Below are 13,690 nucleotides of genomic sequence, written 5' to 3'. Positions count from 1 at the left end.
ATAACCTCGACGCCTCAAAACCTGACTGCAATATATATAAAGATAAAAGCCGGATCGATGAGTTATACAGTTCATCCAATCAATACCTTGGAAATACCCTGAAATCATCAATATACCTAAATGGCGGCGCAATAGTTTTATTCGTAGGCTTATTAGGGTCATTTTTGGATTCCAATTCTGGAATACAAAATAATGTAACATTATTTTCTACAATATCATCGATAACTAGCATTATGCTTTTTATGTTAGGATCGATACTCGGCGCTATTTCATCCTTTCTATTTTACAAAACCCAAATCTCATATTTTTACTTTATTACCGGAGAGGACGACCCAATAATTGATTCTAAAAGCAATGAGATATATTACTCTCGAGCGATGATATCTTTATCGTTCTCGCTTACACTATTTGCGTTGGGCTGCATCAGTTCTACAGTCACTCTAGTTTCACTACTCAACCTTTAATTTACATACTGTAAATTGAATGTACGGATTATAATATAAGGACCCCCTATATGCTAAACACCCAACCCGGCCTGATGCATGATATCCGCGATCGTTTTGCGCATGTGGACACATGTCCCGTTGAAGGAAAGCGCGTTTTCTTTGAAAATGCAGGCGGGGCCCTAACCTTGAAATCGACCGTAGAGACATCTACAAAATATGCTGCAATCCCGGATAATCAGGGCCGCGCCAATGTTATGTCGCATGAGCTGATGCGGGTCATCCAAAAGTCCAAAGATGACGCCATGTTGTTTTTAAATGCCAATGAAGGTCAAATCTTCGTTGGTGAAAGTGGCACAGAGCTTCTCTTCCGTTTGATTATGAATGCCGTGCTTGAAACTCCTGAGGGCGGTAATGTGCTAGGCACCACGCTTGAGCACCCCGCCTCACGTAGTGCTTGCCAACGCTGGGCAAAGATCGCCAAAAAGAACTACATCTCCGTTCCTCACAACGACGAGACTGGGTCTGTCGAGGCGGCGGATTACGCAAAATATATAACACCTGAAACACGGGTCGCAACCATCATTCACACATCCCCTGTCACCGGCATGGGTGTTGATGTGGGTGCTGTGTCTCAAGCCATCAGAGCCGTCGCGCCAGAGTGTTTTATTATTGTAGACGGCATCCAGCATGCAGCCCACGGCGGACTTGATATATCGGGCTACAAGATCGATGGCTATGTGATTTCACCCTATAAGGTCTTTTCTCGCCATGGCTATGGCATTGCTTGGATATCTGATCGCCTGACAGCCCTTCCCCACGACAGCCTGATTGGTGCACCTGAGGGTAATTGGGAGCTTGGCACGCGTGATACTGGCTCTTATGCGACCTTCAGTGATGTTGTGAGTTATTTTGAGTGGTTAGGTGAAAAATTCACCTCCTCCAATGACCGCCGCGAAAAACTTGAAGCAGCTGCGAAAGCCATCCACGCCCATGAAAAATCGCTGACAGACGCCATGTTACACGGCACTAGCAATCTTAAAGGTGTTGCCGAGATGGAGGGCGTACAGATAATTGGCGGCGTTGAAAATAACCGCCGCGAGGGGCTTGTTGCCCTCAGCGTCGACGGCATTGATACGGCTGACGTTGTGGCCAAACTTGGTGAGCGAGGCGTGCGTGTTCATATTCGCAAAGCCGACCACTACTCTGGCAATGTACTTAACCCGCTTGGCCTGCCCTCATGTGTGCGCGTGTCGATGTGTCACTATAACACCGAGGAAGAAGTCGCTCAGTTTTTGGAAGCCATGCGCGATATCGTAGCAGCACGTTAAAGCGCTGTTTTTATCGCCCAAGAAAACCAGAGCGGCCTTTAAGCGTACGCAGATACCAAACGGAGGCGGCCAGCACAACAAGCACACCAAACTGGTGATAGAGCCCGAGATCAAGCGGCACTGCCCACAGCAGCGTCAAAATGCCGACAATCGCTTGCCCTGTCACCACAATGAAGATGAGCCATGCCTGTATTTTCACAACGCCACTGACCGACTTCAATGATACCCAAAAAGCATGAATAAGCGCCAATGCCCAAAGACCATAAGCGATCATGCGATGATCGAATTGCACCGTCTTGGCGTTTTCAAATATGTTAAGCCAGATTGGTGACATTGCGCCAAGCCCTGTTGGCACAAACGCTCCGTCCATCTGTGGCCATGTGTTATAGGCAAGCCCCGCATCCAAACCGGCCACCAAGCCACCGGCAAAAATTTGCACGAAGATGAGCACTAAAAGCACCCACGCCGACCAGCGCATGGCGGGCGTTGACGCGATGGCGAATTTATCGCGAAGACCAAGCGCCACCCATAAAACAGCCGCAAAGAGAAAGCAGGCAAGCGTCAAATGAACTGCCAGACGATATTGGCTGACATCGACACGATCCACAAGGCCGCTTGCCACCATCCACCAACCAACAACACCTTGTAGGCCGCCGAGAATAAACAAGCCAACGACACGCGGCTTCAAGCCTGATGGTAGCCATCCTAAAGCCCAAAAAATAACCGCAGGGATAAAGAACACAAAACCAATGACGCGCCCTAAAAACCGATGCGCCCATTCCCACCAAAAAATGAATTGAAATTCCGCAAGGCTCATTCCTTTATTCACCAGTTGATATTCCGGTATCAGGCGATATTTATCAAAGGCAATCTGCCAATCCTCAGCTGTGAGCGGCGGTATAACACCCAAAATCGGTTTCCATTCAGTAATTGAAAGACCAGAATCGGTTAGTCGCGTTGCACCACCAACCACAACCATCGCCGTGATAAGGCCGAGAATGGTGTAAAGCCAGAGCCTAACCGCAGCCAATTGGCTATTGTTGTAGCCATGCGCGCCTTGCATTGTTTTGTCTAAATCTACTGTAGTTGTCATCGATCACTCACATTATAAGAGACTGGATAAGAGCCTTGATAATAGTCTGGACATAGCGCCGATATAAATGACGCACAATAGGCCCTGTACAACTAATCTAAGGCGCGCTAGATCATAATCCATGAAACGGACACGCAAAATCATCGCAACTATATTTCTTGTCGCTTTTATTGTGATTTATTCACTCGGCGCAATGGTCTTTGCAGTTGTGCTTTTACCTGAATCGGGATGGTTTTTCCAATTGGCCTATTATGTCATTGCCGGATTGATATGGGTGATCCCTGCAGGCTTTATCATATGGCTTGGCTGGCGTGGAGAAAAGGCGATTACGCCCGACCGCTCATAATTTTATAATGTTTTTATACGATTAAAACCGTTCGCCACATAAAATGGCAAACCGCTGAGCAAGGCGCGCATCGCGGCCATGTTTTGATAGTATCCATTAATGGAAACACGAGGCAAAGCCCAAGCGTGGTCTATATGCTGCGCTGAAAGAAGCCCTTTTCGAGTCGTAAAGGCAGCCTTAAAACCCACCTCTTGAGCAAGGGCAACTTCACGCTCATCAGCTGCGCCTTTAAAACCATAGGGATAAGCAAAAAACTCTGGTTCTGTACCCAACATTTTTTTAATTCTATTGCGCCCATCAATCATCTCACGTTTTGCATTTTCTCGCGACAAACTAGGCAAGAAGGGATGACTATGCGTATGAGTACCAATTGTTACCAATGGATCTTTATTCAGTTCTTTCAGCATGTCCCACGTTGACATTTCACGATCGACCAAAGCCATAGCATCATGCCCCACATCATAGCATAACATCTGCATGGTTTCGCGCAGCTGTTCATCCGCTGTACCACTCAAAAGCTTAACGGTTTTTTCAAATGCTTGACGCTTCTCACTCTTTCCAATGCATTGAAAAACATGGCGTTTTCCTGCGATAGAAAGCTCAATGACATTGTTTTGCTGAATAATCTGCTCAAGACTTAACCACCAAATTGGAACTTTGCGATCAACAAACCCACTGCAGACAAAAAGAGTGAAAGGTACACGGAACGACTGAAGTATTGGATAGGCCGTTTCAACATTATCTCGATATCCATCATCGAAAGTAAAAGTCACGAAAGGTTGAGTTGAGCGCCCTGATGACATCCGCCAGACCGCCTCTTCAAGCGACACAATATCTATACATTCTTGACGGAATTCATCCAAAAGCTGGGTTAAAAACTCCGGCCGGATAGACAGATGGTCATTACCGCCAAAATAGCTTGGTGCGCGATAGCCCACGTGATGAAACATCAAAACCGCACCCATGCCACCTAGCAAAGGCTGCATCGCACGTGCGATTCCACTCTTACCAATGGCTTTAAGGCCGAAACCTAGTACTGATTTTGTTATTTCTGTCACGACGGCAGCTTCAATACCCAAAATATTAATAACAATCGTCCATATTATATTAAAGGGGTGACTAAACTCTTTACTTTGCATGCATAAAATCACGGCGCACCCAGCAGAGACGATACGATGAATCTCAAATCAGATGCTTTATCCATAAATAATATAGCCACCTTCAAGTGCGGCGATATTGAAGTGATATTGAGCGATAATATAAATGCGATTAAGCCCGTTTGGTATGATCTGCAACAACAATGCTCGCATACCATTTATCAACATTATTTATGGCAAAAAGCTTGGCTCGAAACGCTCGGCGTCGCCCAAAAAGCTAAGCCGCTTTTCATAACGGGAAGCCTTGATAATACACCCGTTTTTCTGATTCCCTTGATCGTCACCAAAACCATGGGCTTGAGTGTCGCCACATGGATGGGTGGTAAACATGCAAACTATCGCTTTGGGTTTTTTGCCCCACAACAAATTGAAGTCATTCGGCAGATAATGCCAAATCTTTTGAATGATATTTCAAATAACGCACCCTACCCGCTTGATGTGTTTGAACTTACGCAACAGCCACTAAAATGGGATGATTTTGATAATCCAATGGCAATCTTGCCATCAAGTCAAAGCTCTATATCAGGTGGGTCAGTGACATTAGAGCCTGATTTTAACAATGTACTTGCACGAGGCAACGCAAAACGAAAACACAAGATATTGCGCTCACAAGAAAGAGCGCTTGCTAAACTTGGTGGTTATGAATACTTGCGTACGCAAAATGAAAATGAGCATAACACTTTGTACGATGTTTTTCTCTCGCAGAAGAAACAGTGGTTTGCTGAACGTGGGATAAAAAATGAATTTGTCGATGCGACAACAGCAGCTTTTTTCAATCAGCTCGCCAAGTACAATGAAATGATGGAAAAGGGAGAATCTCTAATAGAATTTGATTACATTTTTGCTGACGGTCAGCATTTATCCTTGCTTGCTGGCGGCACGCTTGAAGGTCAGCATTTCGGTTATTTCACCTCTATGTCAAATGATCAAAAATATAAAACGATCTCACCTGGCTCCCTCGTTTTTTACAAATGCATTGAATCCTCGTGTCATGAAAATATGCGCCGGTTTGATTTTGGCGTAGGCGCTGAGCGTTATAAAGATTCATGGGCTGGAGAAAGCCACACATTATTTGATGTTATCATCCCGATCAGCTTCAAGGGCCAATTTTACATGGCGAGCCATAAGTTAAAGTCAAACATGAAGCGCATGATAAAAAAGAATGAAACGCTCTGGACCTTGGTCAAATCAGCAAGGCGCCTTCTCGCTAGGGGCAGGGTCACTTAATCATCACGCATCCATGACTTGAATTGATCACCTAAAGATCTGCTTTTGATTAAGCTATCAGTATCAGGAGGAGAATCATTATGGGTTATGACACTGAAAACAGGCATTCGATCTTAGTTCAAATTAGCATGACACTCACCATATCTTTCTTATTATGGGCTAGCATTGTCACAGTAGCGATCCTTTAATTCGATACTGGATTGCACCAATTTATTGAACCAACCGCATGGTTTGTGCTAGGCGAGAGATAACGTAACTTGCACGGACTGGCCTTGTGTCCTCAAAACTTCACTTTATTGCAGCAAATCAAGCTGATGCTCAGCAAGCATATAATGAATGCGTAGCCTGCTATGGTCAGCAGGAACTGGATGATGCAGACGTCATCATCGTGCTTGGTGGCGATGGCATGATGCTTCAAACAGTCAATGATCTTCTCAATACTGGAAAACCAATTTATGGCATGAACAAGGGAACCATCGGGTTTCTTATGAATCAATATGCCATTGATGACCTACCAGATCGCATAGAAAAAGCGGTTTCCACTCGAATTTATCCTTTGTCGATGACAGCGATTGATGTTGATGGCAATATTTCCCATGCATTGGCTTTGAACGAGGTCTCCTTGCTGCGCCAATCTTATCAGGCAGCAAAACTGCGTATTTCCATTGATAATAAGGTCCGTTTGCAAGAATTGATCTGCGATGGTGTTTTGGTTGCAACACCACAAGGTAGCACAGCATATAATTTTTCTGCACAAGGCCCGATCATCCCGATTCGAGCGCCACTTCTGGCTCTCACGCCCCTAAGCCCGTTTCGCCCAAGACGCTGGAACGGTGCTCTTTTGCCAAACCAGTCGCATGTCAAAATTGAAGTGCTTGAATCAGAAAAACGCCCTGTGAATGCGGTCGCTGATCACACAGAAATAAAGTCGGTCGCTGAAGTGAGTGTCCATGAAGACCAAACCCGTCATGGTATTATCATGTTTGATTCAAGCCATTCATGGGAAGATCGAATTTTGGAAGAGCAGTTTCGCCACGAAAACTAAACTCTAGAGCTAAATCGTCGCTTCTGCTTCACGGCGAATTTTCACGGTGAGGCTTGCTTCATCAATGTTGACGTCCTCAAAAGTAACCACATCGCCTAAAGCAACATCCCGCTTTAAGGTCATGTTATGAGCAAGTCCTATCGGCAATGCCCCCATCGCCTTACTTTTGATTGCAGGACATGCCCGCCCCCAAACCGTATAGCCACCTTCGCCATCCAAGGTTTCACCCGCTTTCAAAATGCGCTTGGCCACAGCCACCGCATCTCCATTGAACGCACGTGTCGTGCCCGTCGCTTCATGGCGCAAGACGGCGTTCAAGGCTGATATGCCAAGTTCCAGTCCAATCAGGTGATAAGGACGATATAAAGAGGCATAGCGGCCCGTATCATCCGTGTTCATGCCATATTGCTTGAAACAGGCGGCGGCATAATCATTGGGAGCTTCAAAAACCACATACACACCCCATCGAAGATCACGATAAACCGGACTGCCGTCGCGTTCCAGCGATGACACAACCTCAGCCATACCCTCTTTCTCCAACACACCGCCAACCGATTTTGGTCGCAGCACATTGTGAAGATCATCCACGCCGCAGGGGGGGAACAAGAGACCATTTTCAGGCACACGGAGATCGCAGGCATTAGCAATGGCGCACATTTCAATGCTTGATTTCGTACCGTCAAGAAATGAATTGAACATCTGTGGATTCATACCCGCCGCATCAGCTTCCTGTGATGTGAGACCATAATGTGTCCAAACATCATCTGGCGTCACAGCGTGATATGCGGGCAGGTATTTTGTGCCCTTGCCTGCCGCCACAACCTTAAAGCCGGAAGCCCGCGCCCAATCAACTATCTCGGATGTGAGGGCTGGTTGATCACCATAGGCCATGGAATAGACAACACCGGCAGAAGCTGCGCGTTTTGCCAAAGCAGCACCAGCCAACACATCGGCCTCAACATTCACCATGATTATATGTTTACCGTTCTCAAAAGCAGCCAATGCATGGGCAATGCCTGCTGCAGGACTGCCCGTTATTTCTAACACTACATCCACGTCATCTCTGGCACAAAGGGCTGCACCATCTTCAATGAAATCTGTTGCTGCAATACGGGCATCATCCCAGCCAACATTTTTGCACGCAGCTATCGCACGATCCGGCGACAAGTCAGCAATGGCTGTAACCGCGAGACCTGGTGTTGTCGGCACCTGATTGAGAAACATAGAACCGAATTTACCAGCGCCAATCACCCCTGCGCGGACTTGTTTATTATCTGCGCTTAGTGCTGCTAGCTTTGCCATCAAGTTCATGAGCGACGTCCTCCCAAACGCTATTCGTCAGTTTTTGAAGGTGTGGCTCAATATTGATATTGTCAAGGAAGCTTATACGTCGAGATCTTCGACCGATTCATCACCGCCATAAACACGCTGGGCGAGAGCCGCTTCCATGTATTTATCAAGATCACCATCAAGCACAGCTTGCGGATTGCCGCTTTCTACGCCGGTGCGCAAATCTTTGACCATCTGATAAGGCTGCAGCACATAGGAGCGGATTTGATGGCCCCAACCGATTTCAGTCTTGGTTGCCGCCGAAGCATTGGCCTCCTCTTCGCGGCGCTTAAGTTCTTCTTCATAAAGCCGCGCGCGCAACATCGACCATGCTGTGGCTTTGTTTTGGTGCTGTGAACGACCATTTTGACACTGAGCCACGATACCTGTTTCTATATGCGTAATGCGAACGGCGGAATCGGTGGTGTTGACGTGCTGGCCACCGGCCCCCGATGCGCGGTATGTATCAATGCGCACATCACTTTCACTGACTTCAATTTCGATGGAATCGTCAATCACCGGATACACCCAAACGCTGGCAAAACTGGTATGTCGGCGACTTTGGCTGTCAAAGGGGGAAATGCGCACAAGGCGATGGACGCCAGACTCGGTCTTTGCCCAACCATAAGCGTTGTGGCCCTTTATGAGAAGCGTGGCTGATTTCAGACCAGCTTCCTCGCCGTCCTGCATCTCCAGCACTTCAACTTTGTATTTATTGCGCTCGCCCCATCGTGTGTACATCCGCGTCAGCATCGAGGTCCAGTCCTGGCTCTCTGTGCCGCCTGCACCTGAATGGATTTCGATATAGGTATCATTGGCATCAGCCTCGCCGGAGAGCAACGTCTCCACTTGCCTGCGCGCAATCATATCTTTCATATTTGAGAGAGATTTTTCAGCTTCCGCCACAACCTCTTCATCTTCTTCCATCTCACCGAGTTCGATCAGATCACATGCATCAGCCAGATCGGTTTCAATTTTCAAAACAGCATTCATCTGCTCATCAAGCTGCTGTCGCTCACGCATTATCTTTTGCGCTTCGCCAGCATCATTCCACAAATCAGGGTCTTCAACTTTACTGTTTAATTCAGCGAGCCGTTTTTCCGCACGATCCCAGTCAAAGATGCCTCCTCAGCAGGACGATGGCCTGCTTGATTTCATCAACCATTGAGAGAATTTCTGCACGCATATTTTAATTCCAAAATGCCATGTGACAAATGTCACGGGTCGCGAGGTGACAATAGTCACCCGCGCCAAACCGTCAAGCATATTGATGAGATATAATCTTAGTAAAGGCCGCCAGTACCTGAAATGATGGCACGATCTGTCTCACGGCTGGTCGTAATTGGCGCACCACCCAGAGCAGGAGAATAACCAATAATATCCGTTTGACGTGGTGGCGCTGTACCAGGTTTGAAGGCTTCCAAAATAGTAAGATCACCACCTGCGGCAGCTCTTAATCCGGTTTTTTGATTAATCGGAATAAGCGTAATACCTTCAGGCACACGAAACTCAACTGCTGGCTTACCTTTCAAGGCTTCCTTCATGAAGGCCGTAAAAATAGGCGCGGCCAATTGACCACCCGTATTGCCTTTACCCATAGGGCGCGGCGTATCGTAGCCAATATAGACCCCAACAACTAGATCAGGTGCATAGCCTACGAACCAAGCGTCTTTTTCTTCGTTGGTCGTGCCAGTTTTGCCAGCAATTGGCTTGCCAACTTCTTTCACACCTTTGCCAGTGCCGCGTTTTACCACACCCTCCATCATGGAAGTAATTTGATAAGCGGTCATAGGATCCAAAACCTGCTCACGTTCATCAATCAATTCTGGTTCGTCCTGTTGGTTCCAGCTTTCGGCCTGACAACCATCACATACACGCTGGTCATGCTTGAAAACGGTCTTGCCATAACGATCTTGAATACGATCAATCAATGTTGGCTCAATCTTACGCCCGCCATTAGCAAGCACTGAGTAAGCAGCAACCATCCGCAGCGCCGTTGTCTCTCCCGCCCCAAGCGACATCGCAAGGACTGGCGATAAGTTGTCATAAATACCAAAGCGCCGTGAATATTCAGCAACCAAGGGCATACCCATATCTTGTGCAAGGCGCACGGTCATTGCATTACGTGAGCGCTCAATACCAAGGCGTAATGTTGACGGCCCATAAAATTTGTCACCGTAGTTTTTCGGGCGCCAGATACCTAAACTTCCACCTTGATCAATCTCGATTGCTCCATCAAGAACCACTGAAGACGGTGTGTAACCATTATCTAGTGCTGCGGCATAAACGAAGGGTTTGAAAGATGATCCAGGCTGTCTTTTACCCTGTGAGGCACGGTTGAACTGGCTTTCAGAAAAACTAAACCCGCCCACCATAGCCAATACGCGACCAGTGTAAGGGTCCATGGATACGATGGCTCCCTCAATCTCAGGTACTTGGCGTAAGGCATAATCACCAGATTTATTCTGTCGGTTAAGTGCCTCAACAAAAATCACATCACCAGGTGTCAGAATATCGCTAGGGCGCTCAATCGCTTTCCCGCGATTCTCTCCTTTTGCCCAGCGCGCCCATTTCATTGTTTCAAGTGGAACCGTGGCTTCTATACGCTCTTGTGAAAGCGCGCCCGACACGAGGACATCTGGCTGCAGACCGATTTTCGCATTTGTATCATTGACATCTAAGACAACAGCTAAGTTCCATTCTGGCACGTCACGCAAGCGCGTAACCTTGCTCAGCTCCTTACCCCATTCGTCTTTTTGTTCCAGCTTGGCATACGCACCACGCCATCCGCGTTTGCGATCAAATTCTAAAAGGCCATCTTGAAGTGCCTTTCTAGCTTTCGTCTGCAAACTTGGATCAAGCGTTGTACGGACAGATAACCCACCCTCATACAAACCTTTTCGGCCATAAAGCTTAAGGAGCTCACGGCGAACATCTTCTGCAAAATATTCTGATGCAAAAAGCTTCGACCCCCTGGTGCGTGGGTAAACAAGCAAATCTTCGGCTTTGGCAGCTTCGCCATCCTCAATGCCAATATAGCCATTCACGATCATGCGATCTATGACCCAATTACGACGCGCCAACGCACGCTTTTTATTTTTGAAGGGATTATAATTATTCGGTGCTTTTGGCAAAGCAGCAAGATAGGCCGCCTCTGCTAAGGATAACTCACTGACAGATTTATCAAAATAAACCAGCGACGCCGCCCCTACCCCATAGGCTCCGAGCCCGAGATAAATTTCATTAAGATACAGTTCAAGAATTTTTTCTTTGGAATAGGCTCCCTCTATACGAAGAGAAAGAAGCATTTCTTTTACTTTGCGCTCAAGCTTTTGCTCACTGGTCAAAAGAAAGTTCTTTGCCACCTGCTGTGTAATCGTTGACGCGCCAACAAGAGCACGTCGCCGACCACTGACGCGGTTTTCAATATTAACCCACACAGCACGCACAATACCCGAAGGATCTATCCCGCCGTGGTTGTAGAAGTTTTTATCCTCTGAGGATAAAAAAGCGGCTTTCAGTAAATCTGGCATAGCTTGGCTAGGTAGAAAGAGGCGTCTTTGCTTGGCATATTCTGCCATTAAAGCGCCATCAGAAGCATGAATACGCGTCATAACAGGCGGCTCATATTGGCTTAGAACCTCATAGTCGGGAAGACCTTCAGCTTGCTCGTTGATATACCACGTAATTACAGCGGCAACTGCGATGAAACCAACAGCTCCAATACCGAACAAATAACCTAAAAACCGCAGAATCATCTTAATTTCCTGAAAAGTTGTAACCCGCACGCTACAACTGTATGTTTATCTTATTATTAACCAACCAAACAATTGATATCTAGAAGCATTCAGCAATTGAATAACACAAAATGCATTTTATACACTTTTTCTACCACAATATGGCGCGATAAAGGCATAAATCGTCGAGAAGTGTGTCTTATTAAAAAAGCTATGCCTTTCGAGAGAGTTTCCAATAGAATCTTACTGATTAAGCCCGATAATCGGCTTTTCAAAATAATCAGCTATTGTTTTAGCCATCTTAACCGCACTTTCTTCTTTCCATTCATCAGAAGAAAGCAGTTCGGCATCTTGTGAGTTCGATAAAAAGCCAAGTTCTATCAATACAGAGGGTATGTCAGGCACTCGTAAAACAGTGAATGATGCTCTTTGTAGAGGTTTTTTGAAAAACCGGATTTGGGCCTGCATGCTATTGAAAAAATGGCGGGCAAATAAAATAGACAAATTACTAGTTTCACGTCGAGTCAGATCAAATAATATATCCACCACCTCATCAGGCCCGTTGATGATCTCATGACCTGCGATGGCATCTGACTTATTTTGTTGTTCTGCAATCGACGCTGCCATTGCATCAGATGCTTGTTCCGAAATCGTGTAAATGGCTGTTCCCCTCACGCGTCGGTCATTAGGAAATGAATCTGCATGAATAGACACAAACAAGTCCGTTTCGTGCTCACGTGCAATGCGTACTCTCTCGCCCAATCTGAGAAAAACATCATCTTCACGAGTCATTATGACTTCAAACTCGCCTGTTTCTCTGAGATTTTGAGCCAGTTTTTTTGAGAATGAAAGAACAATGTCTTTTTCTAAAACCCCTTTTAGAGTTCGAGAACCGCCATCTTTACCTCCATGCCCAGGGTCAATAACAATACGCTTCTTTCTCAAAGGCTGTGTTTGATCTTCTTTTGCTGCACGTTCAGTTTTGTTACCTTTTGCATCTTGCTTCAAAGCTTGTTGGGTTTGCTCCGCTTCTTTTTGGGTCAACCGCCGCTCTTCGTCCTGTTGCGCAATAACTAGGCGAAATGCTTCGTCTGTAGACTTCACAAGATCAATGACCAAACGTTTGCCTTGGCCGTTTGATTCGGACACGAAAAACTGATTTTCTATGGCAAAAGGGACGCCTGCTTCTACCACAAGACGAGAAAGATTGTTATCGATGGTTCCAAAGCTTACTTTTTTTAAAAAGCCTGGTGATCCATTATTACGATTGTTTTTTAGATCTAATTCGGTATCGGCAAGATCAATGACAAAACGGTAAGGCGCGCTCAGCACAAAGCTTTTCACATCAACTGCGCGGCTGACATCAAGAACCAATCTAACCGTCTCTTCAGTGCCCACAACATGTAAGGCACTCAATCGAGCCTTTGGGATGGATAGCTCATTAACTAGCGGCGGATTAGCTTGTTTTTCAACAATTGTTTGCGCACCAACCTTTGTTGCCAAACCAGCCGAAACCATTAAAATCGCGAGCAAAAACACACGTGCAAACACGGTCCTTAAAGCGTTTTGAATGATGCGTCTGAAAATTGCCATTGACCTTCTGTGTTCGAGAATCACAAGTATGCAGCCTCTACATAACAGCTGAAAATACCTTCAACAAAACTCAAACAAACCGATTTGATTTGAATGAACTGTATAATAGTATTGCTTTCTCTTGAAAAATATTAAATTCGGACGTAAGAATATACATGTAATGAGTAAAAGGCGTTTTTTGAGCGTTGCTGCTTACCATTAAAGGCGAGCAAAATTTTTTTGCGGATAACTGGCGAATAAGCCACTTACCGTCTGCCAAGACCAGACATGAGATGATGTTTTCTTGAGGCATAAATTTTGCGAAGACCGTTTGAGGGAAATGCACCGACAAACGAACAAATTGCAAAATTCATAATTGCTAATGCGATTGAATGAATATCAATTTGAGG

The 13,690-nt window shown here is 46.1% G+C and carries 10 protein-coding genes; 4 read left to right on the top strand and 6 right to left on the bottom strand.

The genetic code is table 11. From position 1 onward, the window contains the following. Positions 1-514: 514 nt before the first annotated feature. Positions 515-1,774: an aminotransferase class V-fold PLP-dependent enzyme gene (locus ABJ081_08780; protein ID MEP6356765.1), complete on the top strand. Its 1,260-nt coding sequence runs from the start codon at positions 515-517 to the stop codon at positions 1,772-1,774. A 10-nt stretch (positions 1,775-1,784) separates the two neighbouring features. Here ABJ081_08780 and ABJ081_08775 read toward each other — a convergent pair whose 3' ends face one another. After that, positions 1,785-2,867 carry a COX15/CtaA family protein gene (locus ABJ081_08775; protein MEP6356764.1) on the bottom strand — a complete coding sequence of 361 codons (1,083 nt, stop codon included), beginning with the start codon at positions 2,865-2,867 and terminating at the stop codon, positions 1,785-1,787. 121 nt (positions 2,868-2,988) lie between these two features. Here ABJ081_08775 and ABJ081_08770 point away from each other — a divergent pair, with 121 nt between their 5' ends. Then, positions 2,989-3,213, top strand: coding sequence for a DUF2842 domain-containing protein (locus ABJ081_08770; protein ID MEP6356763.1), 225 nt, complete (start codon positions 2,989-2,991; stop codon positions 3,211-3,213). Positions 3,214-3,215: 2 nt separating this feature from the next. Here the strand turns inward: ABJ081_08770 and ABJ081_08765 are convergent, their stop codons facing one another. Next, positions 3,216-4,352 (bottom strand): polysaccharide deacetylase family protein, encoded by a 1,137-nt coding sequence (locus tag ABJ081_08765; GenBank protein MEP6356762.1) that lies wholly within the window; start codon positions 4,350-4,352, stop codon positions 3,216-3,218. Between the two features lie 36 nt (positions 4,353-4,388). Between ABJ081_08765 and ABJ081_08760 the strand changes: the two genes are divergently transcribed. After that, entirely contained in the window at positions 4,389-5,597 is a 1,209-nt protein-coding gene (locus ABJ081_08760; protein MEP6356761.1) for a GNAT family N-acetyltransferase, read from the top strand. Between the two features lie 274 nt (positions 5,598-5,871). Continuing rightward, on the top strand, positions 5,872-6,642 hold the full coding sequence (locus ABJ081_08755; GenBank protein MEP6356760.1) for an NAD kinase: 771 nt from the start codon (positions 5,872-5,874) through the stop codon (positions 6,640-6,642). Between the two features lie 9 nt (positions 6,643-6,651). On the opposite strand, the gene ABJ081_08750 is transcribed toward ABJ081_08755, so the two are convergent. The 4 genes from ABJ081_08750 to ABJ081_08735 all read right to left on the bottom strand — a co-directional run bounded on the left by ABJ081_08750 (position 6,652) and on the right by ABJ081_08735 (position 13,301). Next, on the bottom strand, positions 6,652-7,953 hold the full coding sequence (locus ABJ081_08750) for a Gfo/Idh/MocA family oxidoreductase (GenBank protein MEP6356759.1): 1,302 nt from the start codon (positions 7,951-7,953) through the stop codon (positions 6,652-6,654). Positions 7,954-8,025: 72 nt separating this feature from the next. Beyond that, positions 8,026-9,157 (bottom strand): peptide chain release factor 2 gene (gene prfB / locus ABJ081_08745; GenBank protein ID MEP6356758.1). Its coding sequence is split into 2 segments (ribosomal slippage): positions 8,026-9,087 and positions 9,089-9,157, totalling 1,131 coding nucleotides; the frame shifts between segments, so codons are not numbered across the junction. A 97-nt stretch (positions 9,158-9,254) separates the two neighbouring features. Continuing rightward, positions 9,255-11,729: a penicillin-binding protein 1A gene (locus ABJ081_08740; protein ID MEP6356757.1), complete on the bottom strand. Its 2,475-nt coding sequence runs from the start codon at positions 11,727-11,729 to the stop codon at positions 9,255-9,257. Between the two features lie 222 nt (positions 11,730-11,951). Beyond that, on the bottom strand, positions 11,952-13,301 hold the full coding sequence (locus tag ABJ081_08735) for an N-acetylmuramoyl-L-alanine amidase (protein MEP6356756.1): 1,350 nt from the start codon (positions 13,299-13,301) through the stop codon (positions 11,952-11,954). Positions 13,302-13,690: the final 389 nt, after the last annotated feature.

The organism is Hyphomicrobiales bacterium, assembly GCA_039989895.1.
GTDB lineage: Bacteria > Pseudomonadota > Alphaproteobacteria > Rhizobiales > JACESI01 > JACESI01.
Note: the sequence above shows the minus strand (reverse complement) of the source record. Positions and strands in the feature narration are given on the sequence as shown.